The following is a 25,400-nucleotide window of genomic DNA, read 5'->3' on the forward strand; positions in this document are numbered from 1 at the left end:
AGCCCCGGCCCGATAAAAAAAACCACCGACAAGCTGCGGTGGTTTTTTATTGGTGCCGCCATGGCGCCTTATCTGGCGGCCTCCATGTGGCGCTTGAAGTTATCCAGGATGCTCTGCCAGCCGGCCCGCTGCTGCTCGTCGCTGTGCTGGGACTCGGCGTCGAACACCTCCTCCACCCAGGTGCCGCCCTGCTCCTCCACGAACCGCACGCTGACCTCGCGGCCATCGTCCATGACGTAGCGAAGCCCCGTCGGCGCCCTGACCTCGGTGAAGGTGCCCTCGAAATCGAACCCCATGCTGCCATCCCTGGCCGCCATGCGGTGGCAAAAACGCCCCCCGACCCGCAGATCTACCCGGCTTTGGGGACAGTGCCACTGTGGGGAGGCGGCGTTCCACTCCATGATGCTGGCTGGCGTGTTCCAGCCCAGCCATACCTCGGCCAGGGGGCGCTCTACCAAGACACTGACGCTTATCTTCATCGCACTCTCCTTTGCTCACAGTTGTACTCTGCCTGGCCGGCCAGGCGGTCACCCTCTTTCCTCAGGGCCTGGAGTGATCGCCATCACGGGCCGAGTCAGCACGGCCATCATCAAAAAGCGGGATTACTCCTGCCCCACTGGGCGATGGCAATATACCGGCGACCGGGCAGGATCCAGCCTGACCACCAGCCTGCCGCCGTTATGCAGCTGCCACGAGAAGAAGTCGGCAAAACCTGCGCCGGTAACGGCGCGGATCACCTTGGCCACCACCCCGTGGGCCACCAGCAATACCCGCTCCCCACCATGCCTGTGCACCAGCGCGGTCAGCCCCCGGGATACCCGCGCTATCACCGCATCCAGGGATTCGCCGCCGGGAGGTGCCTCGTCCCAGCGACGGGTAATGTTGCGCGCCCAGAGTGCGGGGTAGCGCTCTCTCGCTTCTGTCTGGGTCAACCCCTCGAAGAGTCCCACGTGGCGTTCACGAAAGGCGGGCTCTATCCGGACCGGCAGCGCCAGCTCCCGAGCAATTGGCTGCGCACTCTGCCTGGCGCGCAGCAAGGGGGACGAGAGCAGGCAGGCAAACGGCCCCTCACCCGCAAGGGCTTTCGCCAGCTCGACAACCTGCTCCCGCCCCCGGTCGTTGAGGGGCAGATCCAGCGCCCCCAGATAACGCCCCTCGGCGTTGGCCCGGGTCTCCCCATGGCGGATCACCACCAGCTCCATCAGCTCTGGCTCCCGTCGTCAGGGTTTGGGGGCAAACTGCTCGAACACCTGCTGTCCGGTCAGGGTCGGGGTATCGTTCTTGAGCTCGTAAAAGTCCGGCTTCTCGTCGATGAAGATCTGCCCTGTGAGCTCGAACCCATGATCCTGAAACAACCCGGCACAGAGGATGTACTCATCCGTCGGCAGCAGATGATAGAAGAGGTGGGTGCCGCAGGTGGGGCAGAAGCCGCGCTCCGCCCACTCCGACGAGCGGTAGGCCACCGGGGTGAGCCCGGTGAAGCGCACGCCCTTGCCGCCGTGGACCGCAAACATGGGCCCACCGGACCAGCGCCGGCACATGGCGCAGTGACAGAGGTTGACCTCCTTGTGATCGCCGCTCTCCACCCGGATCCCGCCACACAGACAATGACCTTCCATGATGCCTCCTTGAATACAGGGCGACACAAGGAGCGAAGAGCGCCTCCGATCCCCGTCGCACCAGATGAAGTAGCACGCAAACCGGGCAGCGACAACAGACCATCCGGCGATCCCCCCTGCCAGGCAACCGGTTCGCGGGGTGCATCCCCCGTTATCCCGGCGGTTGACGGGCCATTGGTGCCTTCTCCTGCACCGGGGTCAGGCGATGCTTATCGACCGAGCTCCTTGCCGAGGGGGCAGAGCCCGCTATCTGAGTACAAAGAGAACGCGCAAGGGGTGCCCTGCCCACAGACAATCAGTGGAGGCCTGTCGCCTCCCCTGCTCATGCTGCTGCCGCGGCTCAGTTCACCACAGCCCAGGGATCCCCCTTGCCCGGCTCATTGCCCTGGGTCCACCACTTGGCCTGATAGATGACCCCCTTGTGGCTCACCTTGTTGCCGGCGGTGTAGACCTTGCTTGCCTCCCAGGCGGGGACGCCGCCCACCGGTGGCGTAGTCGGGTCGACGGGCGCAGGATCGAGCTGGGCCACCACCCGCACCTTGGGCCAGTTGGCGTGGGAGCCGTAGACGTTGGTCACGCACTTCTCGTAATCCCCCGGCACCAGGGCCGAGTAGGCGGTCTGGAAGCCCACCAGCTCGCATTCGAACGAGTAGCCACCGGGTCTGTCCGGGTAGTATTTCCAGTTGCCGTCCCAGTTGGTGTAGAGCACGTCGGTGGCGCCGTTGAGGTTGAGGCTGCCATAGGGGGTCTGCTGCCAGCAGGTGTTCTTCTCGTCGGCCAGCACGGGGATCCCGTAGTGGGCCGCCAGCCCCTCCCAATAGCGGATACGGTTGACCGGCTGCCCCTTGTCCCTGTTCTGTTCGCCGCACTCGATGCCGCCGTTGATGACGTTGATGGTGGTGCCAAAGCCATAGCCGATGCCCGCCGCGATCTCCCGCTGGGAGGGCACCCAGGTGCGGTCGATCACGTGCAGCATGGCGGGCTTGGGAGCCTGGGGCGTCAGGAAGAACCAGATGGCGGAGGCAAGGTTGAGCCAGGAGTCGGCCACCAGCCCCGGGTTGTTGAGGAGCACAGAGGCATCGCCGCCAAACATCGCCTCGGAGAAGGCGCCGTAGTTGAAATGGTAGGAGAGCTGCTTGGCGCCGCGACCGAAATAGCCCTGGCCGGTGCTGCACGGCCACTTCTTGTTCTGCCAGTCGTTCTGGCCGCAACCCGTGGTGTAGCCGGTCTGTCCCTCCGACCAGCCCATCTCCCGCACGTGCACCAGGGCCTGCTGCCACTCCTCAAGCCCCAGCGGATTGTCGGAGACATTCTCCTTGCCGATGTGGCCGCCGGTCTCCTGGGCGAAGTGGGCGAAGGCGGTGATGATGGACTTCTTGCAGATGGCGTCGGCGTTGCGCCCGTCCGTGTAGTCGCCGCAGAAGGCGGGGAACTTGCCGACCGCCCGCAGGAAACGCTCGTAAGTGTATTCCGGGGCGGCCATCTGGGTCAGGAAGTCCCAGTCCGCTTCGGTGAAGACCCGCTCGACCCGCTTGACGTTGTCCGGGTTGCCGGGGGCGCGTGCCACGATCGCCTCCACCACGCTATTGGGCCGGGTCGCGAGGGCCTTGGACCAGATCCCGTACATGGGGTTGGCGGTCTTGGCCTGCGCCGCGCTGGCAAGATCCGCCGCCGCAATCACATAGCCGCCGCTGTTCTGGGGATCGGGCTGGATCGTCATGGCGGCCTGGCCCGGCAGTGCCCAGACGAGGGCAACCAGACAGGCAGTGCGCTTGAGTGTGAACATGGGTAACCATCCTTGTCTCGCAATAAAGTCAGGGGGGAGCATAGGCATCCCGACAACTAAATTCACGACAAGAATTAAGAATTTGGCGAAAATGTGAGCCATTTCACCTCTGCACTCAGATGGCGCTCTTTTTCGAGGAGGAACCGGCGGCGAACGTTGCCATCGCGCAGGCCCGTCGCCACATGCCGAGACCCTCTTCGGCTAGGCGCTGTGAGTGCGCACCGCCCGGATCAGCAGGTTGCGCGGGGTCATGGGCTTGGGGCAGAAGGTCCCCACCTCCACCTCGTACCCCTGCTCCTCGAGGAAGAGGGCGCGATCGAGCAGGAGCCAGATCTCGAGGGGGCGGCGGAACAGATGGCGTACCAGCTCCATGCGGGCGACATCCCCGAAGCGCCGCTCTCCCATGAGCAGGAAGCCGTCATAATCGAGCCCCGTCGGCAGACTTATCCCCTTGCGCTCGGCGGCCCAGCCGCAGAAGGCCTCGAAGCCGCCGGTCAGCAGGCTCTTTTGCAGGTTCGGCACCGGCAGATACTCATCTACTCCGCGCAGCTGGCGCTGCAGGCAGTCGAAGGCGAGGCGCCACACCACCTCCTGTTCCCGCAGTCGGGCGATGCGGGCACCGCCGGTCACCGTCTCCTGCAGCGGCAGCTTGAGGTCGCTCTTGCCAAGGCGCAATGCGCTGCCCTTGGCGGCCAGGGAGAGGGGCTCGTAGCGATCGCCCCGGATCAGGTGGTAGCAGCAGGGAGAGAGGGTCACCCCCCGGGCACGCCGCTCGGTTACTCGCGCCAGCAGGTGGGTGTGCAGATCGCCGCAGGCGTGCAGTGCCATGGCGTGGTGGTGTTCGGCGATGAGGTGCCCCGAGGCAGGAGCGAAGGCGTCCGCCTCCACGAAGGTCATCCGCGCTCCGTCGCGCGCCGCGAGGCGCCGCCCCTCCTCACAGAGTTCGCCCTGCCACTCCAGGCTCAGGATGTCGCTCCCCCGGTGCAGGGAGACCAGCCTTCCCAGGTGTCCCTTGCCGGCGCACCACTCCAGATAGGGGCCTGGGTGGGGCGGCAGGCAACCGGTGAAGGCCTCTATCTGCGCCTGCTTGCGCCCCGGCATGTACATCGCCACGGCCTTGGCGCACTGCACCGGCTCGGGCACGAACTCGGCGAGCGAGCTCAGGGCCTGCAGCTCGGCTCCCACCGGGATCCAGGTAGCAAGCAGGGTGCAGAGCGCCCCCATGTCGCCATCGAGGCGTGCTATCTCCTCAAGGCTCAGGGCCTCCAGGCACTCGGCGAGGGCAGGCGCCTCGCTGGCGAAGGCAAGCCCCAGGTGGTGATAGGGCTGGTATTGCCACCAGTGTTTCTCGTCGGTGAGCAAGCGATCCAGTTGTCGAAAACGGTGGGCCAGCACGGTGAACCTGTCCTGCAGTGCAAAAGGGTGGCTCATTCTAGCGATCTGCCGTCAAAAAGCACTCGCCACCACGCCTCTGCACAAGCCTCGGGCGGTAGCCTGACAAAATACAGGGATTTGTGCTATATTCCGCCCCCTCCTTCGCGCTGCCCGCCCCGGCGAGCCGCTTTACCCCTATCAACGGAATCCAAACATGACCATCAATGCCATCCTGCAAGCCCGTGCGAATGCCAAATGCGAGCTGTGTGGCGCAGAACATGCGCTGACTGCCTTCCCGGTGCCGCACTCCCCCGCCAATGACGACGACCACAGCGTGGCACTCTGCACCACCTGCCGTGGCCAGCTGGAACAGCCGGACACCACGGACGTCAACCACTGGCGCTGCCTGGGTGACAGCATGTGGAGTCAGGTGCCGGCGGTGCAGGTGATGGCCTGGCGCCAGCTCAAGGCCCTTAGCACCCGGGGCGAGCTCTGGGCCCAGGACATGCTGGACATGATGTACATGGAAGAAGAGACCAGGGCATGGGCAGAAGCCGGCGTGGCGAGTGATGATGACGACAGCGTGCCGACCGTCGATTCCAACGGCGCCGTGCTGGTCGAAGGGGACTCCGTCACCCTGATCAAGGATCTGGACGTCAAGGGCGCCGGGTTCACCGCCAAGCGTGGTACCCTGGTCAAAGGCATTCGCCTGACCAACAATCCCCTGCACATCGAGGGCAAGGTCAACGGCATGCAGATCGTGCTGGTGGCCGCCTACCTGAAGAAGGCCTGATACCGCCTCTGCCTGACAGAAGCGCCCCCAGGGGCGCTTTTTTGTTGCCCCGATATCCTGGCATTCGGGTGGCGCCAGGGGAAAACTGGACTATCCTGCAAACCAGTTCCGCGGTATGCCCCCTCCCCTGGCTGCCAGTGTGTCAGTGGAGAGGGCCTTCCCGGCACGCATGGAGAGACCCCGGGCACCATGATCCCCATGATGCCCCCGACCCCAAGGAGCAATCCCATGGCCAGCAAGAAAGAGCTCAAGAAGAAGATCGCCGCCCGTCAGGCAAAAATAGCCAAGCACGAAAGCAAGATAAAGAAGCTGAAAAAAGCCCTGAAGTAGGATGACTAGCCAATGAAAAAACCGCCTTCAGGCGGTTTTTTCATTACTGTCTTGGTCGCATGACACGTCGAGCGGCCATGACCGCCAACCCTCGGCCAGTACCAATACCTCCTGTTCCAACCACAATCCGTTTGCAATCAGATGCGTAAGTACCTCTGCCAGCAGCTTGTCGCTCCCGCCAGCCACGGGAGCCGCCCCCCAGGGGATCTTGCCTCTGCTGATCTGTTGCCCCTCCAGACGGCGGATCAGAGGGCGGGCGTAGTGATGAACATACGCCATCAAGTTGTCGGGTAACCAGAGCGACAACGGACGATGGAGGGCATGGGCCAGCTCTATGGCAATATCCAGTCCCCGCTGATCCAGATCGCCAAAGTGGGCCCAAGGCACAGTCGCCGGCAACAGAGGGATCACTTGTCGAGCCAGCCGAGTATTGCGGCCAGGCACATAGAGCAGCAACTCCCCCGGTTTGAGCGGGTAATCCACAAAGGCCCCCTTGTTCTCCACCGTCACCAGTTGCCGTCCTTGCCACTCAATGCCCTGCAACTTGCACAAACAGCGCTCCGGCAAAACCAGTTCTCCCAATAACGCCAGCTGCGCCTTCATATCGTGACACCGGTGGTCCAGATCGATGAGTGACAACGGGCTCAAGGTGCGCAGTCGGATCACCTCATCCTGTGTCAGCGTCATGTTGATGGAGGCCGGAGCTGGGTTTGTGCGGCGCAGACGCTTGCTATCGCCATGCCAGAGGGCATGATAACTGGCCTGATTGAGGCATGAAGGAAAATTGGCCCCGAGGGCCTGTACGCTGCCACGCTTGTCCGGCATCGCTGGTGCAACCTGCGCCAGCTGCGCTGCCAGATAACCCCGCCCTGCATCGGTCAGTGCATGGCGGGCTCCTCGTCCCACCGGCCTGACTCCGTCCACCGCCAGCAAGAGATCTCGCAACGCCCGGCCATGCTGGCTATCGAGTGAATACCCCTTGTCATTTGTGCCATCCAGCAAGCGGACACAGAGATCCTGTACCCGGCGCTCATCAAACAGTGACATCTCCCCTTCCTCATTTCGGCGTCATATGGATAAGTAGAAGGGATCTTTCTGCCCACAACCGTGACTCGTCTCGCACCAAAGGAAAACTCATATTCAAGCCGTCAAGGCGCCCAACAAACTGGCAGCCTCACGAGGCTAGATGATCAACGGACACGACTGGCATCAGCCGACACCAGCAAAACCAATTTGCTGTCGACTCCATGAGTAGCCCGGTGAGTCACCGATGTGACCTCATCACACAAAAAACCGCCTTCAGGCGGTTTTTTCATTGGGCTCTCTCCGCGACCAGGCCGGGTGAATCACAGATTCGAACCCCCATCACCCGGATGATCTCCTGTGCTCACCTCCTATCCACCTTGCCCGGCCGGAGGCCCGGATTCTGCCGGGATCCCGTCATCACACCGCGACAGCATGCCCATCTCCTCCCCCTGCCGGATCTCGATGATCACGCTGTGGTGCCGCTTGGGCGCCGCAGATCCCTGCCGTCGGAGCTAGAGTTGTAAACGTGTCCGTATATGAGCCTGTTGTGGAGCGCCATATGTATTCCTACACCCTCACCTTCAGGGAGGAGGCCGACAAGCTGACCGCCCCCGATCACGAGATCCTCCTGCAGAGCCCGGCCCAGGCCGGCGACTTCGTCATCCTCTCCGACGGCAGCCGGCACCAGGTGATGTTCGTCACCCACAGGGCCCATTACAGCAGCCTCTATCTCGACAAAGGGGTGCGTATACCCCAGAGCTGACCCCCATCCTCTCGCACCGCCATCTGGCGAGCAGAGCGCCGCCTGCTAACGTGAGAGAGAGTCGCCATCTTGCCACCCTGATGGCAAGCCCGGCGCCTTGCGGCCAGGGTTGCAGGGCGCCAGCCTTACCTACTCCTTGAGGAACCGATCATGTTCAGAAATGCTGCACTCATCCTGACCCTGTCCCTGCTGGGCAGCGCCCAGGTTCACGCCATCAATGCCAAATACGCCGAACAGCTGGAGCGCTCCGGCTGCACCCAGGTCACCGAGGCCCAGGGCTGTGACATCCACAAGACCAAGGCGGAGAATGCCAAGGCGGGATTTGGCACCCCTGCCCCGGCCGCCGACGGTGGTCTCAACCTCAGCTACAAGCAGAAACTGGAGCGTTCCGGTTGTACCCAGGTGAGCGAACTCAACGGGTGCGACATCAACAAGACCAAGGCAGAGAACGCTGCCGCAGGATTTGGCGCGGCCCCCGCGACCAGCGGTAGCCCCTATGCCGGCAACTGGGTCGCCACCTTCCCCGAGACGGGCGCCACCGTGGCCACCATCCGCATCGATGCCCAGGACCGGGTATGGGTCAACGGCAAGCCGGTCAAGGCCAAGAAGTCCGACGGAGCCCTGGTGTTCAAGCAAGGCATGGTCACCTACACCATCCAGGGGGATCGCCGCATCAAGGGAGAAGATGGCTGGGTCGACAACGATGCAGGCACCAAGGGGCCGATCTCTGTCGAGTAGGTGGAACGCCAAGGCGCAGTGAGGGGAGCCCTGGCTCCCCTTTTTCATGGCTTGTGGCCCCGCTCATCCCGGTGCAGCTTGGGATAATCGAAGCTCACCCCCTTGAGGGATCGGGCCGCCAGCGCCGACCAGGATGGCGCATCAAAGGTGAAGCACGCGACGGCGCAGGTCGGCATCCGGGTGATCTTGCTTGAGAAGCGATGGGCCAGGGCAGTGAACTCCGGATCGTGACCGACGAGCATCACGCACCCCAGCGTGTCGGCAAACTCCCCCACCACCTCGAGCAGGGTATCCACATCGCTCCCGTAGAGGCGATCATCGACCGCTATCCGGCTAATCGGGTAACCCAGCGCCCCGGCGATCAGCCTGGCTGTCGACAGGGCCCGGCAGGCGGGACTGGAGAGGATGAGATCGGGCTTCACCCCCGCCCGTGCCAACCGGTCCCCCATCAAAGGGGCATCACGCAGCCCCCGTGGAGCCAGGGAGCGTGCCCTGTCAGGCAGCCCAGCCTCTTCCCAACTCGACTTGCCATGGCGCACCAGCAACAACGTCCTCTGCATCGAAACGTGCCCTCTCCCGTGTGCCTTACAGGCATGGCGATCTCCCTCAGAGGGTAGCGGAGAATCACTGCTGGAACTTGACCACCTCGCTGTGTCCCCCAAAAAACAAAACGGGAGGCAGTGCCTCCCGTTTCGATGACGCTGTGCTGACAATCGCTAAGGGACTACCTCCAGCTTCACCTTGATAAGCCCGGATCGGGGATTGCCGATGGCGCTGAACGCTGCCCTGGAGAGATCGATGATGCGTCCCCTGGCAAAGTTGCCCCTGTCGTTGACCCGTACCACCACGCTCTTGCCGTTGGCGAGGTTGGTGACCTTGACCTGGGTGCCGAAGGGCAGCGTCATGTGAGCCGCCGTGTTGCCCCCCCTCTTGTGCAGTTCGCCGCTCGCGGTCCTCTTGTTGTGGTAGCGATCGGCATAGTAGGAGGCGAGCCCCGTCTGGGTGTAACCGCGCACGCTGCCATCCTCACCGGCCTGCGGCTGGCTGCTGCAGGCGGCCAGCAGCAGACTCAGGGGGATCAGCACCCCCTTTTGCACCATGGTGATCATCATCCACTTCCTCGACTCAGTGTTCGGCGCCACACAAGCTCAAAGGCCATAGCGTCAACGCCAGGTTCAATCCTGCAAACAGGGGGCTACTCTCTCACTTTCCCATAGAAAACGGGAGGCCTGTGCCTCCCGTTTTGGTTATCGCTCCGTCAGCCTGTGTCAGGTGATGCGACCTCAGGCGATCAGCTTGTCATCGGCGAAGCCGAAGCCCCGCAGACCTACCACGTGCACGTGTTCGTGCTTGCCCTGCACCTTGCGGATGAGCTTGTAGGTGGTGCCCTTCTCGGGGCTGATGTTCTCGGGCGCCGCGATCAAGAGCTGCATATCCTGGCGCTCGCACAGCTCGAACAGGGTGGCGATGGACTTGCCATCCAGGCGCGCCGCCTCGTCCAGGAACAACAAGCGGCAGGGGGCGATGTCCTTGCCGCGCAGGCGGCGGGACTCCTCCTCCCAGCTGATCAGCACCATCAGCAGGATGGCCTGACCGGTGCCGATCGCCTCGCCGGTGGAGAGGGCGCCGCTCTCGGCACGCAGCCAGCCATCGGCCCCGCGCTGCACCTCGATCTCCAGCTCCAGGTAGTTGCGATAGTCCAGCAGCACGTCCCCCATCACCTGGTAGTTGCGCTCCCCCTGCTCCACCTGCGGGTTCAGACGCTGGAACAGCTTGGCCATGGCCTCGGAGAAGCTGAGCTCCTTGTCGGCGAACAGATCGTTGTGCATGGCGCTCTGATCCGCGAGCGCCGTCAGGAGGCGAGTGTGGGCCTCGCGGATATTCACGTTGAGGCGCACCCCGCGCACCAGGCCGAAGGCGATGTTCTGCAGCCCCTGGTTCAGCACCCGGATGCGGTTTTGCTCCCGGCGGATGATGTTGGTGATCTTGGCCGCCACCTCGTGGGAGGAGAGAGACAGGTGATTCTCCCGCTGCTTGAGCTCATCGGCCAGACGGGCCAGCTCGATCTCCATCTCCTCGATGGCCTCCACCGGATCGTCCGAGCGGATGATGTCGTTGCGGATGCGATCTTTGAGGTAACGGTAGACCTGCACGTAGAAGGCGACCTTCTGTTCGGTGTTGCGGTTGCCTTCCGACAGACGCAGCGCATCGCGCAGGGCCTCGTCGTGGGCCACTGCCACCCGCAGGGCGCCGAGGGCCTTGTCCGACATGGAGCGCAGCTCGTCGCTGTCGAGGTACGCCAGCTCGCGCTTGTTGAGGCGCTTCTCGACGTCGGTCTCCCGCGCCAGGCGCACCACCCGCGACCAGCTCGCCTTGTGGCCCACCAGGGATTTGCGAGCGCCGTAGTAATCCTTCCCTTCGAGCTTGAGACGACCCCCGAGGGATTCGATCTCGCGTTTGCACACCTGCAGCTGGGCCTCGGCGCTGGTGCGACGGGTCCGGGTGCGGATGAGCAGCTCCTCGATCTCTTTCTTGTGGGCGCGGGCCTTCTCTTCCATGTCATCCGACAGGGAGAGCCCCATGGCCCCCAGCTCCTGCTCGAACTCCGCCAGGGTCTGCCCCTTGGCCGCGGCGCTGGAATCCAGCGCGGTGCGCAGCTGCAGCGCCTCGGTGTGGCGCAAGGCGATCAGCTTGTGCTGCTCGCCGGCGGTGCGGGCGGCCAGTTCCGCCGCCTTGAGCTTCTCTTTCAGGCGCTCGCTCATCTCGGAGGCCTTGCCGAGCAGGTCCTGCGCATCCTGATAGGCAAAGTGCGGCAGGCGGGCCACCAGCTGATCGAGGGCGTAGCAACGGCGCTTCTGCTCCGCCAGCAATTCGCTGCTCTCGTCAAAGGTGGCCTGCAGGGCGGCGAGATCCTGGGGATCCTGGCGCAGCACCTGCACCAGGGTCTCGAGTTTCTCGAGGGCCTTGCCGTGCTTGGCGACAAAGGCTTCGGCTGTTTTAAGGGCCTCCACATCGGCGTGGGCCGCCTCGAGGCGGGCCGCCAGCTCTGTCTCGGCAAACAGGTGGGCGAAGGGCAGCATCCCCTGCACCAGCTGGATATGGCGGGTCAGCTGGGCCATGGCCGCCTTGGCCTCGGCCAGCTGCTTGTCGCACTCGCCGATAGTTTCTTGCAGCTTGCGCTGCTCGGCCTGCTTGGCCTGCACCTCGGCTTCCGGATCCGGCCTGAACGCGATATCCAGGTGGGCACCGATAAAGTCGCGGAAGTGACCGTAGAGGCGGTGGTACTTCTGTTGCTCGAAGGCGGCTTTGGCGTAGCCCTCGATGAGGTTTTCCCGCTCAAGATCGAGCTGCTCGATGCGTTTTTCCCGGGCGGCACGGCCAAAGAGCGGCAGCTCGGGGTAGCGGGAGAAGCGCACCTGACGCTTGCTGGTGCGCACCAGCACGGCGTCCCCCAGCTCGTCCGCCTCCACCAGATCCTCGTCAAAGGAGTCGGGGTTACCCTGGATGAGGTAGATGTCCTCCGGGCAATCTTCCAGCTTTTTCAGCCGCTCGATGGCGCCTTCCAGGTCGAGCACCACCAGGGCGCTGCGAGCCGGGCCGTAGAGCGCGGAGTAGTAAGGGGCATCGTCGATGGAGATGTCGTCGTAGACGTCGGAGAGCAGCACGCCCCCCACCTGCTCGGCGATGCGGGCAAGGCGCGGATCGGCCTCGCCGGCCCCCAGCTGCAGGTTGCGAATTTGCAGCTCCAGCGCCTGTTTCTGGCTCTGGATGCGGTTGCTCTCCTGCTCGAACTCCCGCTCCTTGTCGAGCACGCTCTGCATGCCGGAAGAGAGTTCTTCGGCGGTGGCCAAGGCCAAGCCACTCTGCTCGCGCAGTTGCTCGAGTTTTTCAAAGGATTTGAGCCAGCGCGGGGCGAGCTTGGTCAGCTCCGCGATATCGCGACCCAGCTGAGTGCCCTGATGCTCGAGGCTGGCGCGGCGCTGATTGGCCTCCGCCTGCTGCTCGGCGAGCTCCTCCTGACGGGTGCGCTGGGCTTCGAGGAAGATCTCCAGCTCGTCCTGGCTGGCAATGTGCTGACCAGACGCCTGGGCCAGCTCGTCTCGCAGCCGCAAGAGGGTCTTCTGGCTTTCGCTCTCCTTCTCGAGGCGGGCCAGGGCGGTACGCAGACCCTGCCCCTGGGCAATGCGGGCCTTGTCCTCGATATGGCGCTTGAGCAGGGCTTGGGCTTGGGGCCAGGCAGCCTCACGGGCGGTCTCGGGGGCAATGCTCAAAAGCAGCGCCAGGGCCGCTTCGTGTTCGGCCACCGCCGCCTTGGCGAGCGCCAGCTGCTGCTCGGCGGCCAGCACCTGACGGGTCAGGCTCTGCTCGGCGGCGCGGAACTGGTGCAGGGTGTCGCTCGCCTGCTCGGCGCCGAGCCCCGGCAGTTCGCACTGCTCGCGGGCGTTTTCCAGGGCCTGCACCGCCTGGCGGTACTGGATGGCGCGGGTCTGCTGGATATCCAGCGCCTGCTGGTAGTCGGCGAGCTGGGTCTTGAGGCTGTCCACCTCTGCCTGGGCCAGCTCCTTGCGCTCTTCCACTTCCAGCAACTGGCCGTGGATCTCTTCCACCACCGCCTGCTGCTGCTCGAGCTTGTCCACCAGCTCCGCGAGATCGGCGCGGTACATCTCGATCTTCTTCTGCAGGTTGACGGCCGCCATCACCTTGGCCAGGTGCTCGGCGGCGGACTCCAGCTCGTCGGTCAGGAGCTTCTCGCGGTTGGTGAGCTGATCCACCTCGTCCGCCAGATAGATGGCGCGCTGCTTCTCTTCGGCGAGCAGGCGGCGTTTGCCCGCAAGCTCGGCACGGGCCTTCAGGGCCAGCTCGGAGAGCCGGCTCTTCTCGGCGGCGCCCCGCACATACTCCGCGGCCACGTAATGGGTGGTCTCGGTGATCAGGTTCTTGAACAGATCCCGCTGACCCTGGGTCTCCTTGATCGCCTCCAGGGTGCGGCGGTTCTCGTAGATGGCCGCCTCCATGTCCTGGAACGCCTTGCGCACGCCAGAGTTCTCCGGCAGCAGGTATTCCCGCAGGGAGCGGCTGATGGACGAGGAGATGCCGCCGTAGAGGGAGGCCTCGATCAGCCGGTAGAATTTGCCGCGATCCTTCTGATCACGCAGCTTCTTCGGCGTGATGCCGAACTCGAACATGAAGTTGTGATAATCGGTCACCGTATTGAACTTGGCGACCTTGATGGCGCCGAGCTCCGCCGCCGCCCCTTTCAGATCGGCGAAGGCACGCACCCGCCCCTTGCCGTCGTCGAGCTTCTCCAGCAGCAGATCGGTGGGCGCCAGGTGCTCGGGCACGTCCACCAGGGCGAACGGGGTGATGTTCACCTTGTTGTCGCGGTTCGCCACCTGCTCCAGGTGCACGCCGACCCAGATCCGCTGCTCGCGGCTGTTCATCACCTCGAGCACAGAGTAGCAGTGGCCGCGCTGCAGCTTGCCGTAGAGCCCCTTGTCGCGGGACGCGCTGGATGAGCCCGCCTCCGTGGTGTTACGGAAGTGGAGCAGGGACTGATCGGGAATAAGGGCCGCGATGAAGGCCGCCATGGTGGTGGACTTGCCTGCGCCGTTGCCGCCGGACAAGGTGGTCACCAGCTGGTCGAGATCGAAGGTCCGGGCGAAGAAGCCGTTCCAGTTGACCATGGTCAGGGATTTGAATTTACCTCTCACGCCGCACTCTCCATCAGGACTCTCGTCTCCATCTGTGCCAGAAAATTAGTCTCGCAGATCATCTTCGACCTCCAGCTCAAGCTGCTCTTCGTCCAGATCCCCTTCGATGTCCTCGAACAGGGAATCGCTGCTCGGCATCTCGTCGTCGTGGAAGATGGCCTCCCCCTCCTGGATCATTCGCAGCTGCACCGCGCGGGGATCCTCGTCGGAGCGCACGTCGGCGGCGAAGCGGAACACGGACTCGTTGACCCGGAACTTGTCGCTGTTGCCAAGGGCGGTGATCATCCCGAGGCGCTTGAGGCGACGCATGGAGGTGCGGATCTTCTCGAGGAGCTTCTTCTTGTCCAGATCGGTGCCACCGGAGCGGCTGTTGACCATGCGCAGCAGCTGTTTCTCGTCCGCCAGACCCAGCACCTCTTCTTGCAGCTCGGTCATGGAGAAGACCCCTTCCGAGGCGAGCCTGTCCGGGCTCAGGAACAGGTAGCAGAGCACCTTGCCCACCAGCATATCGAGCTCGGAGAGCACTGTTGTTCCGATGTCGGCACTCGGGCGCGGACGCAGATAGAAGAAGCCTTCCGGCGCCTTGATGAGCTCGACCTGATAACGGCCGTAGAAGATCTCCAGCTCGCCGTGGTACTCCACCAGGGCGGAGTGCTGCTCGAACTCGTCGGCACTGATGTGACGACCGGAGCGCAAGGCGGTGTCGATGCGCGGAAACAAGGGGTTGGCGATGGCCTCTGCGAGCCGCAGGGGCAAGGGAAACTCAGTATTGATCGATGACATAGGCCTGAACCTTGGATCCAGCTTGGTTAATGGGTTTCCATGCGGGCTGACGGTGATGCTCGCGCTCACCGCTGGCATGGCCGAGACGCACGGCCTGATCGATCAGGAGGCGCGCCACGTCGAAATGGGCGTGGGCCGGGTAGTCCAGCAGGTATTCCCGCAGCACGTCGGCGAGATCCAGCTGATGGCCCTGCTCGGGGTAGCGGGCCAGGTAGCGCTCGATACGCTCGGCCAGCTCCTGATTGATGTCCACCATCTCCACGTACTCCATCTCCAGCGGCACCTCGCCGGTGACCTCTTCGTCGTGGATGGCGATGGTCTCGTCCCGCAGCTCCAGCAGACGCGGCTCCTCGGCCACTCTCAGCAGCCAGTTGTGCTGCTCGAAGTTGCGGATGGATTCCCGCAGCCGCTGGCTGAAGGCGCGGTTCTTGTCCATGTCGATGGCGTTGCGGATGAACTTGTGGACGTGTCTGTCGTAGCGGGACCAGAGCTCGATGCACTGCTGGCCCCAGGCGGTGATGACGTCAAGCCGCCCCTGCAGGGCGTGAGTCAGCTCCTCGACGTGGAACAAGTCGTCCCGCCCCTGGGCGGCTTCCTGGATGTTGAGCAGGCCCGCCTGCAGGCGGTGGCCGGCGGCATCCAGGGTGTCCTGCAGCTCGCGCAGGGTCTGGCCGGTCTCGTGCAGGAGCTTCTCGCAGCTGTGGATGGCGTCGACCCAGTTCTGGGTCAGCAGGGCCGCGATCTCGCCCTTCACCTGGTTCTGCTGCTCATCCATGGCGCGCTGGGTGAGATCGATGCGCCCGAGCGTCTCCTCCAGGGAGAAGGTGAGACGAGGCAGCACCTCGGCATCCCACTGCTCCCGGGTATTGGTCTCGAGCGCGGCCTTGCGGGCGGTGTCGAGCTCGGCGGCCAGGTGCTCGAGCAGGATGGAGAGCTTGATGGAGTCCACCTGACGGCTCTCCAGGAAGAAGTCGACGATGCTCATGCCAAGGCGCGACAGGCGGTAGAGGCTCTCCCCCGCCACCATGTCGGTGGTGAAGCGCGACAGCAGCTGCTGGCGAATGAGATCGTTGATGGCGTTGTTGGCGCGACCGGTGAGGGTCTCGTCCATCTGGCCGAAGGCGCTGCTCACATAGCCGAAGGCATCGTGCAGCGCGGCCTCCGAGAGATCAGACTCGTCCTCGGACAGGGTCTTGATCGCGATCAGAAAGGCCAGCCGGTCGGTGGGGAGGTTCAGGGACAACCCCTCCTGTCTGACCCATCCCACCGTCTCTGGCAGGGTACGGGATGTACTCATCATGACGTTATCATCTCGTTGTTATAGCCGGCGGGTCACTCGCCCGCCGTGGTGATATAGGCCGGGGTCGGTGGCGCCCCGGCGGCTGGATCCCGCATCGTATTCAGGCCGGTGTGTCTCAACCGGCCGGTTTCTGGGCCATCACATGGATATAGCGACCCAGGGAGACAAAGGGTTCCTGGCGGCAATATTGCTGCTCCATGGCCAGCAGATCGTCGAACTTCTCGACCTGATCCTGCTTGTGGCGCATGTAGTCGTGGATGACCCGCACCCCGGTCTTGCCGATGATCCGCAAGCCTCCCCTGCCTATCCAGTCATAGACCTGCTCGGGGATCTGGGGATTGGTGGGGGTCAGGGCAGTCTGGCGCTTCTTGCGAAGGCCCAGGCGCACATAATCGAAATTGCCCACCACCAGGCTCTGGAACAGGAGGCCGTGACGATTGTAGAAAAGCAGCGACAGTATGCCCCCAGCCTTGACGAAAGGGAACAGACCCAGCAAGGTCTGGCGCGGCTCGGCGAGCCACTCCAGCACCGCATGGCAGAGCACCAGATCGAAGGTACCGGTCACGTGTGCTTTAAGATCCTGAATGGGGCAATGGATGAGACGAATTCTGTCTTCCAGCCCCTTCTCGGCGATCTGGGTGCGGGCCAGGGCCAGCATCTCCGCCGAAAGATCGCACAGCTCCACCTGATGGCCCATGGCCGCCAGCTTCTGGGCGAAGTAGCCAAAGCCGCCCCCCGCATCCAGGATGCGCAGGGGCCGATTGCCCAGGCGTGCCAGGCAGGCCTCGATGTCGCTCCACACCACGGTCGTGCGGATGCACCCCTTGGTGGAGTCGTAGATGTTGCGTGCGAACTTGTCCGCACGCCCGTCAAAACTCTGATCTTGCTTCAAGACACACTCAACTCTTGGCCGCAGGATTGGGCCAGACCAAAAAGAGGGGTATTCTGTCACATCCCGAATTTGCTGAAAACTCAAGGACGTCGCTGCCGTGTTCGAGTTCAACCTCTTTGTCCTCAAGAAATGGCTGGGCCAGCTGCTGATGCCGCTCCCCTTCTCCCTCTCCTTATTGCTGCTGGCGATCGGGCTGCTCTGGTTCACCCGTTTCCAGAAAACCGGCAAGCTGCTGGCGACCCTGTCGCTTGTGATCGTTGCCCTGATGGGCATGCGCCCGGTGAGTTATGAGCTGGCCCGTGGGCTCGAGCAGACCTATCCCCCCTTCGAGGTGAGCCAGCATCCCCAGATCGACGCCATCGTCGTGCTCGGCAACGGCCATGTGAGCGATCCCGCCGTGCCCATGATCAGCTGGCAGAACAACATCTCCCTGGCCCGAACCCTTGAGGGAGTGCGCCTCGCCCAGGCCTATCCGCAAGCGGAGCTCATCTTCTCAGGCGCCGTGGCGGGCGATCCCCTGTCGAACGCCAAGGTCAACGCCCGCATGGCCGAGACGCTCGGCATCCCGCGCCCCCGGATGACGTTGTTTGAAAACAACAAAGACACCCATGACGAGGCGGTCAGCATAGCCCGCCACCTCAAGGGCAAGCGGGTGGCCCTGGTGAGCTCGGCCACCCATCTGCCTCGCGCCATGGCCCTCTATCGCGGTCAGGGACTCGATACGGTGCCGGCCCCCACCGATTACACCGCCAAGCAGAGTCAGGTGCCGCAACCCCTCTATACCTACCTCCCCAAGGGGCGCTATCTGATGTATTCCGAGGCTGCCATTCACGAGTGGATTGGGGTATGGTGGGCCCGTTTGCGGGGGCAGGTCACCGAGTGAGCAATCGCGCCTTTCATTCCTGATTTGGATCAGGAAAGCGAAAAAAAATTACGTCATTTGCCGCCGGGTCAGCTATCTTGGGCTCGGTTCAATTCATATAATGTTGCGCAATCAAATGCCTAGGAGATATAGAAGATGAGACAGCACCTGGTAATGGGTAACTGGAAACTGAACGGCACCAAGGCTTCCGTGGAAGCTCTGATCAAAGGACTGACCCCGGCAGCTGCCGCTCATCCTTCCGTGCAAGTCGCCGTCTGCCCGCCTGTTATCTTTTTGGGTCTGGTTGAACAGCTGACCGCCGGCAGCAAGATCGCCTACGGTGCCCAGAACGCCGACGTTCACGAGTCCGGCGCCTTCACCGGCGAGAACGCCCCCTCCATGCTGAAAGCCTTCGGTTGCACCTACTCCCTGGTCGGCCACAGCGAGCGCCGTACCCTGCACGCAGAGACCGACGACGTGGTGGCTGCCAAGTACGAAGCCATCCAGAAGGGCGGCCTGGTCCCTGTTCTGTGCATCGGTGAGACCCTGGCCCAGTTCGAAGCCGGTACCACCAACCAGGTCGTCGAGACCCAGCTGAAAGCCGTCATCGACCGCTGTGGCATCGCCTCCTTCAGCAACGCCGTCATTGCCTACGAGCCGGTCTGGGCCATCGGCACCGGCAAGACTGCCACCCCGGAAATCGCCCAGGCCGTGCACGCTCACATCCGCCAGTACCTGGCCGGCTTTGACGCAGACGTGGCAGCCAAGGTACAGATCCTGTACGGCGGCTCCGTGACCGGCGCCACCGCAGCCGACCTGTTCGGTCAGCCGGACATCGACGGCGGCCTGGTGGGCGGTGCGTCCCTGAAAGTGGACGACTTCTCCCAGATCATCGCTGGCGCCGCCAAGTAAGCGGCCAGAAGAGAGGGGCTTGCCCCTCTCTTCATATCGCTTTCCTATGGACCCTTCGCCATAGGAAAGCCGATATAGTAAAAGCGGGCTCGCCGTATTTTTCAGATATAGATTTTCGACAACTCAGATCCAGAGGCACTCATGACCAAACAAATCAAACGTATTGGTGTTTTGACCAGTGGTGGTGACGCACCGGGTATGAACGCAGCCATCCGCGCCGTGGTACGCGCCGGTCTGCATCATGGCCTGGAAGTCTACGGCATCTATGATGGCTACCTCGGTCTGCATCAGGACAGGATCGTCAAGCTCGAGCGCCACAGCGTCTCCGACGTGGTGAACCGCGGCGGCACCTTCCTGGGCTCCGCCCGCTTCCCCGCCTTCAAGGACCCGAAAGTCCGTGCCGAGGCGGTCGAGAACCTGAAGAAGCACGGCATCGACGCCCTGGTGGTCATCGGCGGTGACGGCTCCTACATGGGTGCCAAGAAGCTGACCGAGGAAGGTTTCCCCTGCATCGGCCTGCCGGGCACCATCGACAACGACATCGCCGGTACCGACTTCACCATCGGCTTTGATACCGCTCTGAACGTGGTTGTCGACGCCATCGACCGTCTGCGCGACACCTGCAGCTCCCACCACCGCATCTCCGTGGTCGAGATCATGGGCCGTCACTGCGGCGATCTGGCCATGTCTGCCGCGGTTGCCGGTGGCGCCGAGTACGTGATCGTGCCGGAAGTGGCCTTCGACAAGGAGAAGCTGCTGCAACAGATCAAGGAAGGCGAGACCAAGGGCAAGAAGCACGCCATCATCACCATCTGCGAGCACGTCACCGACGTCAACGCCCTGGCGAAAGACATCGAAGCCATGACCGGCCGCGAAACCCGCGCCACCATCCTGGGCCACATCCAGCGTGGCGGTGCCCCGACTGCCCGTGACCGCATCATGTCCAGCCGCATGGGTGCCTTCGCCGTCGAGCAGCTGCTGGCCGGCCAGGGTGGCCGCTGCGTCGGTATCCAGGGCAACGAGATGGTGCACCACGACATCATCGACTGCATCGAGAACCTCAAGCGCCCGTTCAACCAGGAGCTGTACGATCTCTCCACCACCCTGTTCTAAGCCTTCGCTCCCGTTGCGAGCGGTGCTAATCAGGTTGTGTGACAAAACCCTCCTCCGGAGGGTTTTTTTATGTCTGCGCTGCCCTCGCCCGCGATGAGCACTCTCCCCGCATGGCCTCTTCACCTGCCCTTCCAAAGCATAAAGAAGCGTCCTGGCAACCCTTCCCTTATCCCCTGGGTGCGTTACCCCAGTCCCTTCCCTCTCTGGGTGTGTTTCCTCACCTGATCGGTGCCATCAACCCCGCCAGCTTGGTGCAAGGCCTGCGGCGCTCTCCACACCCGTCTCCCTGAGCTCGGCTCATTTTCTTCCCAGGCCTTTTTAAGGAAGCCAGCTCGCACTCAGCAGATCCCAGATAGGCAGTGCTTCTTCGCCGCACCGGGAAATACGCGAACATTATCTGACCAGGATCACGGATGAGCCCCCATTTATCGACGCCTTATCGCCACTTTTTGCCGGTTAATTGAGAACAGCACCCAGGGTGCATGGCCAGAAACCGCTGCCCTGACTGGATTTTTTCCATATAGGGGGAAATAACATGACAGGAGGCAAAACATGACGCGCCCAGCCAACCAACCCCATCCTGACGACACTTACCGGCGTACCAGGGAGCATTTTTCTGCCACAAAACTGATAAAAACAGGATGAGCGTCATTCAAAGCCACATATGAGACATCAATATTCAATCATTAACCTATTGAAATAAAATACAAAAAATAAAGATTGAGAGCATAAACACAAGCCATCACCAGAGCTTGGCGATAAAACGGACACAAAGATGCAAAAACATGGCTTTATCATCAAGATGTGCCATTTTCTTTATATAAATGCATTTTCCATTGTTTTATCGAGTCATTGTGGTATCTTGGACCCATCAACAGTCAACCAAGGGAGACAAAATCATGAAAGAGTTCGTTGTTACCGCCGTTTTTACCGTGTTCTTCACCCTGGTTGCCGTCTCTCTGCCTTCACTGGCACAGCTGTAAGCCGGTCAATCAGTCAGCTGACACCCAGGCCCCATCATTATCACCGTCTGCGCGGTGATAAATGACGCACCAACACGCCCTTTTGAGGCGGTGTGACGAAATACGACGGGAAAGCTGGATTATCCGGCACTGGTGAGCAATTAACGTCCTGACTGGCCTGTTCGCCATGATTGCAAGGGGAGCCTGAGTGCTCCCCTTGTCGCATCCAGCGGCACGGGATTTACTCTTGCCCCCCTGACCGTCACAATGTCCCCTGGATTTGCCACGCAGGAATGACCATGACTCAGGATGCCTTGCGCCACTGGCGCCGCGACCTTCACCGTCTCCCCGAAGCCGCCTGGTGCGAGTTTCGCACCAGCACCCTCATCGCCCACCACCTCAATGAACTCGGTTTCTCCGTCATGCTCGGGGATCAACTGCTCGCCAGCAACCTCATCATGGGGCGGGAGATAGACCTTGCCGCCGAGAAGAAGCGCGCCCTGCGCCAGGGTGCCCACCCCGACTGGCTGGCGCGCATCGACGAGCTCACCGGGGTGATGGGCCTGTGGGACAGCGGTCGTCCCGGCCCCACCCTGGCGTTTCGCTTCGACATCGACGCGGTGGAGGTGCAAGAGAGTGAAGAGGCAGCCCACCTGCCCAGCCAGGAGGGGTGGCACTCTACCAACCCGGGCTGGATGCATGCCTGTGCCCATGACGGCCATACCGCCATCGGGCTGGTGCTGGCCGAGCGGATCGCCGCCCTGGGGGATAAACTCACCGGCCGTATCAAGCTCTTCTTCCAACCCGCCGAAGAGGGATGCCGCGGCGGCAAGGCACTGGCGGCCGGCGGTCAGCTCGATGACGTGGACGCCCTGCTGGCGCTGCACATCGGCATTCACGCCAACAGTGGCGAGCTGGTGGTCAACCCCACCGAGTTTCTCTGCTCCACCAAGTTTGACGTGGAGTTTATGGGGCAAGCCGCCCATGCCGGGCTCGAGCCCAACGCGGGCCACAATGCCCTGGCGGCGGCCTGCATGGCCACTACGGCCATGCTCGGCATCCCCCGCCACCGCGACGGCATGACCCGCATCAACGTGGGCCAGCTCCATGGCGGCAGCGGCCGCAATGTCATCCCCGGCCACGCCCGGCTCATGGGAGAGACCCGTGGCGCCACACCAGCGTTGAATGACTACATGTTCAACCAGGTGCAGCAGATAGTGGAAGGGGCCGCCCTGATGCAGGGTGCCACCTACCTCATCCGCAAGCAGGGGGAAGCCATCGGTATCGAGAACAGCCCGGCCCTCATCGAGGAGCTCGTGCCCCTCGCACAGGGGATAGCGCTCGAGACCATCCATAGCCGCCGCTTCGGTGCCAGCGAGGACGCGGGCTTTCTCATCGAGCGGGTGCAGCAGAGCGGGGGCCAGGCTGCCTACCTCATCCTGGGTGCCAACCTGGCGGCCCCCCACCATCACCCGGAGTTCGACTTCGACGAGTCCGTGCTCGCCCCCGGTGTGGCGCTGCTGGAGGCCTGGCTGCTCCGCCGTCTCGGTCGCTGATGGGCGTCCCATGAAAAAAGGCAGCCCAAGGGCTGCCTTTTTGTTTCTGCCTGTCTCTGCGTGCGCCTGGCTGAACTCAGGCGCCCAGCACGATCTCCGAGAGGTGGGCGAAGTGGTGGATCTCGTGGGTCGCCTCGCAGGGCCCCGCCTCCCGGGACGGGTTGTACCAGCAGGTGGCGAGCCCTTGGGCCGCGGCACCGGCGATGTCGGTCTTGGGGTTGTCCCCCACCATCAGCACCCGCGCCGGGCTCGGCTGCCCCATCAGATCCAGCGCGTGCTGGAAGATGGCCGCCGCCGGCTTGGTCACTTGCACCTCGTCGGAGATAACGAGGGGCTCAAACCACGCATGCCACCCCAGTTTGTCCAGGCGCCCCCGCTGGGGCACGCTGAAGCCGTTGGTGATGATCCCCATCCTGACCCGGCCCTTCAGGGCCTGCAGGGTCTCTTCCACCCCCTCCAGCGGGACGCTCAGGGCGATGATCTGCTGCAGGAAGGTGTCGTTCATCGCCATGGGGGACGCCGCCACCTGCTCCGCAAACAGGGAGAAACGGGTCTGCTGCAGGTGGGTAGCGTCGATTTCGCCCGAGTTGTACTGCTGCCACAACCGCTGGTTCAGGGCATGGTACTCCGCCATCCTGGGCGGTGTCGGCACCACGCCGTAGATCTGCAGAGTCCGCTCCAGGGCCTGGGCGACCGGGAAATCGAGCAGGGTTTCGTCCAGATCGAACAGCACCCAGTCATAGCTTGCTTGTTTCACGCTTGTCCTTATTGATTCTCAGGGGTTTATCAGGCGTCTGGCTCGCTCATGCCCAGGGGGCTGGCGAGCAGGGTCAGCGACAGCCTGACACCAAATCCGGTCACCTCGCTGCCGACCACCCCGTTGCCCCCCTTGTTGCGAAAACCGCTCAGATCCAGGTGCAGCCAGGGCGTGGCGGCAGGCACGAAGCGGCTGAGGAAGCGGGCGGCATCGATGTGATCCGGCGAGCTCCCCGGCGCGCACTGTAACAGATCGGCCCACTCGCTATCGAGGTTGTCGTCGTAATCCTCGTCCAGCGGGAAGGGCCAGACCCGCTCGCCGCTCTGCTGACCCAGGCTGATCAGCTCGCCCAGCCACTCGGGGCGGTTGGTGAAGGCGCCGCTGTAGCGGCTGCCGAGCGCCCGCTTGCAGGCGCCGGTCAGGGTGGCGTAGTCGATCAGCAGATCCGGCTCCCCCTGCGCCGCCAGAGTCAGGGCATCCGCCAGCACCATGCGCCCCTCGGCGTCGGTGTCCACCACTTCGATGGTGGTGCCATTGAGGGCGGTCACCACCTCCCCGGGCCGGTAGGCCAGCGGGCCTATGTGGTTCTCGGCGATGGCGAGCCAGCAGTCTACCTCATAGGGCAATCTGGCCCGGCTGATGGCATGGAGCGTACCGAGCGCCACCGCGCTGCCCCCCATATCCAGGTGCATGCCATACATGCTGCCGCCGACTTTCAGGTTGTAGCCACCGGAGTCGTGGCAGATCCCCTTGCCCACCAGCGCGACGCGGCGCACCGGATTGGCTGGACAGTAGCTGAGTCTGACGATGGCGGCCTGGCCATCCGCCGAGCCTCTGGCCACCGCCAGGAAGGCGCCGGCCCCCTGCTCGGCAAGGGTGGTCTCGTCGAACTCCTGCCACTGCCAACCCTGCTCCTGTGCCAGCTGTCGCACAAAGGCCCGGTAACCTTGGGCATTGAGCTCGGAGGCAGGCAGCACAGCCAGGTGACGGGCCAGGCCATTGCCCTCGGCCTCAGCCGTCAGGCGGGTCAGATCCAGATCCCAGGGCGGGGAGATCTGCAGGCTCTGGTAGCCGGCGCCCTCCTCCTCCCCCCGCTTCTGGGTCGGTAGTCGCACATCGGCCGCCAGCAGGGCGGCGATCACCAGCTCTCCCAGGCGCGCCCTGCTGGCGTCATCGAAACCTTCCAGGTGCAGCGCCAGCTCCGTCGTCTTGAGCCCCGAAAGGGAAGCCACCCAGGTGCGCACCTGCTTGTAGAGACGGTGATCCAGCACGGGCGCCGGATCGACGAAGATCACCAGCTGCACCCCCTGGCCGTCTGCCAGCCGGTAGGGCCCCTTCTGACCCAGGGCTATCTGGGCCGCCACCCCGGCGAAGGGAGCCTGTGCCAGCAGGGCATCCCGCGCGGTCTCGGCGATGAGCAGGATCTTGACGGGAACAGGGCTTGCCACCACCTCGTCGAGAGTGCGGGTCTGCAGGGTTATCTTGGGGGGGGAATAGCTGAAAGGTTGCATCACGGGCAGCGGCCTCATCCATGAACAGAAACCAGGATGATACCGAACAAATGGCGCAAGAGATCGCAAAAACACACATTAATGTGTGCATTCAAGGCTGAGGAGTGCTGAACAAGGGGTAAAACGAGTGAAAAGAGAGGAGAAGTTGGTTGCGGGGGCCGGATTTGAACCGACGACCTTCGGGTTATGAGCCCGACGAGCTACCGAGCTGCTCCACCCCGCGTCCGAATTGTATTGCCACCACAAGAAGCAGAGCAGTTGCCCCTTGCTGTCTTCGTCTCCACCGCAGACACTTGCCTTGCCATGGACACAAATAATTGGTTGCGGGGGCCGGATTTGAACCGACGACCTTCGGGTTATGAGCCCGACGAGCTACCGAGCTGCTCCACCCCGCGTCCGAATTGTACTGCCAACACAAGAGACAGAGCAGTTGTCCCTTGTTGTCTTCGTCTCCACCGCCAAGCGTTGCCTTGCCATGGACACAAATAGTTGGTTGCGGGGGCCGGATTTGAACCGACGACCTTCGGGTTATGAGCCCGACGAGCTACCGAGCTGCTCCACCCCGCGTCCGAATTGTACTGCCACCACAAGAGACAGAGCAGTTGTCCCTTG

At 63.1% G+C, this 25,400-nt stretch carries 21 protein-coding genes and 3 tRNA genes; 7 read left to right on the top strand and 17 right to left on the bottom strand.

Translation table 11 applies throughout. The annotated features are described in order from the left end of the window. Nucleotides 1-68: 68 nt before the first annotated feature. The 5 genes from J9885_RS08660 to J9885_RS08680 form a co-directional block, all read right to left on the bottom strand. Nucleotides 69-479: an SRPBCC family protein gene (locus J9885_RS08660; protein ID WP_210548850.1), complete on the bottom strand. Its 411-nt coding sequence runs from the start codon at nucleotides 477-479 to the stop codon at nucleotides 69-71. Nucleotides 480-602: 123 nt separating this feature from the next. Further along, entirely contained in the window at nucleotides 603-1,202 is a 600-nt protein-coding gene (locus J9885_RS08665; protein WP_210548852.1) for a histidine phosphatase family protein, read from the bottom strand. Nucleotides 1,203-1,220: 18 nt separating this feature from the next. Next, on the bottom strand, nucleotides 1,221-1,619 hold the full coding sequence (locus J9885_RS08670) for a GFA family protein (protein WP_210548854.1): 399 nt from the start codon (nucleotides 1,617-1,619) through the stop codon (nucleotides 1,221-1,223). A 340-nt stretch (nucleotides 1,620-1,959) separates the two neighbouring features. Continuing rightward, nucleotides 1,960-3,405, bottom strand: a complete 1,446-nt coding sequence (locus tag J9885_RS08675) for a chitinase (RefSeq protein ID WP_210548856.1) — start codon at nucleotides 3,403-3,405, stop codon at nucleotides 1,960-1,962. Nucleotides 3,406-3,606: 201 nt separating this feature from the next. Then, nucleotides 3,607-4,836: a methyltransferase gene (locus tag J9885_RS08680; protein ID WP_210548858.1), complete on the bottom strand. Its 1,230-nt coding sequence runs from the start codon at nucleotides 4,834-4,836 to the stop codon at nucleotides 3,607-3,609. A gap of 157 nt (nucleotides 4,837-4,993) precedes the next feature. Here J9885_RS08680 and J9885_RS08685 point away from each other — a divergent pair, with 157 nt between their 5' ends. Then, nucleotides 4,994-5,572: an alkylphosphonate utilization protein gene (locus J9885_RS08685; RefSeq protein ID WP_043760284.1), complete on the top strand. Its 579-nt coding sequence runs from the start codon at nucleotides 4,994-4,996 to the stop codon at nucleotides 5,570-5,572. Between the two features lie 357 nt (nucleotides 5,573-5,929). Here J9885_RS08685 and J9885_RS08690 read toward each other — a convergent pair whose 3' ends face one another. Continuing rightward, the gene (locus J9885_RS08690) at nucleotides 5,930-6,949 is read right to left on the bottom strand and encodes a Wadjet anti-phage system protein JetD domain-containing protein (RefSeq protein ID WP_210548860.1); all 1,020 of its coding nucleotides are present in this window, start codon (nucleotides 6,947-6,949) and stop codon (nucleotides 5,930-5,932) included. Between the two features lie 538 nt (nucleotides 6,950-7,487). Here J9885_RS08690 and J9885_RS08695 point away from each other — a divergent pair. Together J9885_RS08695 and J9885_RS08700 are read left to right on the top strand one after the other, a co-directional pair. Further along, nucleotides 7,488-7,691, top strand: a complete 204-nt coding sequence (locus J9885_RS08695) for a hypothetical protein (protein WP_043760281.1) — start codon at nucleotides 7,488-7,490, stop codon at nucleotides 7,689-7,691. Between the two features lie 150 nt (nucleotides 7,692-7,841). Then, nucleotides 7,842-8,429 (top strand): hypothetical protein, encoded by a 588-nt coding sequence (locus tag J9885_RS08700; protein WP_210548862.1) that lies wholly within the window; start codon nucleotides 7,842-7,844, stop codon nucleotides 8,427-8,429. Nucleotides 8,430-8,473: 44 nt separating this feature from the next. Here J9885_RS08700 and J9885_RS08705 read toward each other — a convergent pair whose 3' ends face one another. The 6 genes from J9885_RS08705 to cmoM all read right to left on the bottom strand — a co-directional run bounded on the left by J9885_RS08705 (nucleotide 8,474) and on the right by cmoM (nucleotide 17,115). Further along, nucleotides 8,474-8,989, bottom strand: coding sequence for a histidine phosphatase family protein (locus tag J9885_RS08705; RefSeq protein ID WP_210548863.1), 516 nt, complete (start codon nucleotides 8,987-8,989; stop codon nucleotides 8,474-8,476). 156 nt (nucleotides 8,990-9,145) lie between these two features. Beyond that, a complete protein-coding gene (locus tag J9885_RS08710; protein ID WP_134694516.1) occupies nucleotides 9,146-9,538 on the bottom strand; it encodes a septal ring lytic transglycosylase RlpA family protein in 393 nt (130 codons plus the stop codon). 174 nt (nucleotides 9,539-9,712) lie between these two features. Beyond that, nucleotides 9,713-14,140 carry a chromosome partition protein MukB gene (gene mukB, locus J9885_RS08715; protein WP_210548864.1) on the bottom strand — a complete coding sequence of 1,476 codons (4,428 nt, stop codon included), beginning with the start codon at nucleotides 14,138-14,140 and terminating at the stop codon, nucleotides 9,713-9,715. Between the two features lie 45 nt (nucleotides 14,141-14,185). Next, on the bottom strand, nucleotides 14,186-14,923 hold the full coding sequence (mukE, locus tag J9885_RS08720) for a chromosome partition protein MukE (RefSeq protein WP_210548866.1): 738 nt from the start codon (nucleotides 14,921-14,923) through the stop codon (nucleotides 14,186-14,188). Further along, nucleotides 14,904-16,223, bottom strand: a complete 1,320-nt coding sequence (gene mukF / locus J9885_RS08725; protein ID WP_210548868.1) for a chromosome partition protein MukF — start codon at nucleotides 16,221-16,223, stop codon at nucleotides 14,904-14,906. The genes mukE and mukF overlap by 20 nt, the downstream gene beginning before the upstream one ends. Nucleotides 16,224-16,338: 115 nt before the next feature. After that, the gene (gene cmoM / locus J9885_RS08730; protein WP_210548870.1) at nucleotides 16,339-17,115 is read right to left on the bottom strand and encodes a tRNA uridine 5-oxyacetic acid(34) methyltransferase CmoM; all 777 of its coding nucleotides are present in this window, start codon (nucleotides 17,113-17,115) and stop codon (nucleotides 16,339-16,341) included. A 97-nt stretch (nucleotides 17,116-17,212) separates the two neighbouring features. Here cmoM and elyC point away from each other — a divergent pair, with 97 nt between their 5' ends. The 4 genes from elyC to J9885_RS08750 all read left to right on the top strand — a co-directional run bounded on the left by elyC (nucleotide 17,213) and on the right by J9885_RS08750 (nucleotide 22,520). Beyond that, nucleotides 17,213-17,998, top strand: a complete 786-nt coding sequence (gene elyC, locus J9885_RS08735) for an envelope biogenesis factor ElyC (protein WP_210548872.1) — start codon at nucleotides 17,213-17,215, stop codon at nucleotides 17,996-17,998. A gap of 135 nt (nucleotides 17,999-18,133) precedes the next feature. Further along, on the top strand, nucleotides 18,134-18,889 hold the full coding sequence (tpiA, locus tag J9885_RS08740; protein ID WP_043760261.1) for a triose-phosphate isomerase: 756 nt from the start codon (nucleotides 18,134-18,136) through the stop codon (nucleotides 18,887-18,889). Nucleotides 18,890-19,030: 141 nt separating this feature from the next. Further along, nucleotides 19,031-20,002 carry a 6-phosphofructokinase gene (pfkA, locus tag J9885_RS08745; RefSeq protein ID WP_043760260.1) on the top strand — a complete coding sequence of 324 codons (972 nt, stop codon included), beginning with the start codon at nucleotides 19,031-19,033 and terminating at the stop codon, nucleotides 20,000-20,002. Between the two features lie 1,261 nt (nucleotides 20,003-21,263). After that, the gene (locus J9885_RS08750; RefSeq protein WP_210548874.1) at nucleotides 21,264-22,520 is read left to right on the top strand and encodes an amidohydrolase; all 1,257 of its coding nucleotides are present in this window, start codon (nucleotides 21,264-21,266) and stop codon (nucleotides 22,518-22,520) included. Between the two features lie 76 nt (nucleotides 22,521-22,596). Here J9885_RS08750 and yjjG read toward each other — a convergent pair whose 3' ends face one another. The 5 genes from yjjG to J9885_RS08775 all read right to left on the bottom strand — a co-directional run bounded on the left by yjjG (nucleotide 22,597) and on the right by J9885_RS08775 (nucleotide 25,355). Continuing rightward, nucleotides 22,597-23,277 (bottom strand): pyrimidine 5'-nucleotidase, encoded by a 681-nt coding sequence (gene yjjG / locus J9885_RS08755; RefSeq protein ID WP_210548876.1) that lies wholly within the window; start codon nucleotides 23,275-23,277, stop codon nucleotides 22,597-22,599. A 29-nt stretch (nucleotides 23,278-23,306) separates the two neighbouring features. Then, entirely contained in the window at nucleotides 23,307-24,791 is a 1,485-nt protein-coding gene (locus tag J9885_RS08760; protein ID WP_210548878.1) for a leucyl aminopeptidase family protein, read from the bottom strand. 143 nt (nucleotides 24,792-24,934) lie between these two features. Next, nucleotides 24,935-25,011 (bottom strand) — tRNA-Met (locus tag J9885_RS08765). Between the two features lie 95 nt (nucleotides 25,012-25,106). Continuing rightward, nucleotides 25,107-25,183, bottom strand: a tRNA-Met gene (locus J9885_RS08770). Between the two features lie 95 nt (nucleotides 25,184-25,278). Continuing rightward, nucleotides 25,279-25,355: transfer RNA gene (locus J9885_RS08775), tRNA-Met, on the bottom strand. Nucleotides 25,356-25,400 lie beyond the last annotated feature (45 nt).

This window comes from Aeromonas sp. SrichE-2G (genome assembly GCF_017939565.1).
Lineage (GTDB): Bacteria > Pseudomonadota > Gammaproteobacteria > Enterobacterales > Aeromonadaceae > Aeromonas > Aeromonas taiwanensis.

What these genes read in the sequence shown, in the direction of transcription:
- J9885_RS08660 (WP_210548850.1), bottom strand. Translation starts at nt 479, where the DNA reads ATGAAGATAAGCGTCAGTGTCTTGGTAGAGCGCCCCCTGGCCGAGGTA.
- J9885_RS08665 (WP_210548852.1), bottom strand. Translation starts at nt 1,202, where the DNA reads ATGGAGCTGGTGGTGATCCGCCATGGGGAGACCCGGGCCAACGCCGAG.
- J9885_RS08670 (WP_210548854.1), bottom strand. Translation starts at nt 1,619, where the DNA reads ATGGAAGGTCATTGTCTGTGTGGCGGGATCCGGGTGGAGAGCGGCGAT.
- J9885_RS08675 (WP_210548856.1), bottom strand. Translation starts at nt 3,405, where the DNA reads ATGTTCACACTCAAGCGCACTGCCTGTCTGGTTGCCCTCGTCTGGGCA.
- J9885_RS08680 (WP_210548858.1), bottom strand. Translation starts at nt 4,836, where the DNA reads ATGAGCCACCCTTTTGCACTGCAGGACAGGTTCACCGTGCTGGCCCAC.
- J9885_RS08685 (WP_043760284.1), top strand. Translation starts at nt 4,994, where the DNA reads ATGACCATCAATGCCATCCTGCAAGCCCGTGCGAATGCCAAATGCGAG.
- J9885_RS08690 (WP_210548860.1), bottom strand. Translation starts at nt 6,949, where the DNA reads ATGTCACTGTTTGATGAGCGCCGGGTACAGGATCTCTGTGTCCGCTTG.
- J9885_RS08695 (WP_043760281.1), top strand. Translation starts at nt 7,488, where the DNA reads ATGTATTCCTACACCCTCACCTTCAGGGAGGAGGCCGACAAGCTGACC.
- J9885_RS08700 (WP_210548862.1), top strand. Translation starts at nt 7,842, where the DNA reads ATGTTCAGAAATGCTGCACTCATCCTGACCCTGTCCCTGCTGGGCAGC.
- J9885_RS08705 (WP_210548863.1), bottom strand. Translation starts at nt 8,989, where the DNA reads ATGCAGAGGACGTTGTTGCTGGTGCGCCATGGCAAGTCGAGTTGGGAA.
- J9885_RS08710 (WP_134694516.1), bottom strand. Translation starts at nt 9,538, where the DNA reads ATGATCACCATGGTGCAAAAGGGGGTGCTGATCCCCCTGAGTCTGCTG.
- mukE (WP_210548866.1), bottom strand. Translation starts at nt 14,923, where the DNA reads ATGTCATCGATCAATACTGAGTTTCCCTTGCCCCTGCGGCTCGCAGAG.
- mukF (WP_210548868.1), bottom strand. Translation starts at nt 16,223, where the DNA reads ATGATGAGTACATCCCGTACCCTGCCAGAGACGGTGGGATGGGTCAGA.
- tpiA (WP_043760261.1), top strand. Translation starts at nt 18,134, where the DNA reads ATGAGACAGCACCTGGTAATGGGTAACTGGAAACTGAACGGCACCAAG.
- pfkA (WP_043760260.1), top strand. Translation starts at nt 19,031, where the DNA reads ATGACCAAACAAATCAAACGTATTGGTGTTTTGACCAGTGGTGGTGAC.
- J9885_RS08750 (WP_210548874.1), top strand. Translation starts at nt 21,264, where the DNA reads ATGACTCAGGATGCCTTGCGCCACTGGCGCCGCGACCTTCACCGTCTC.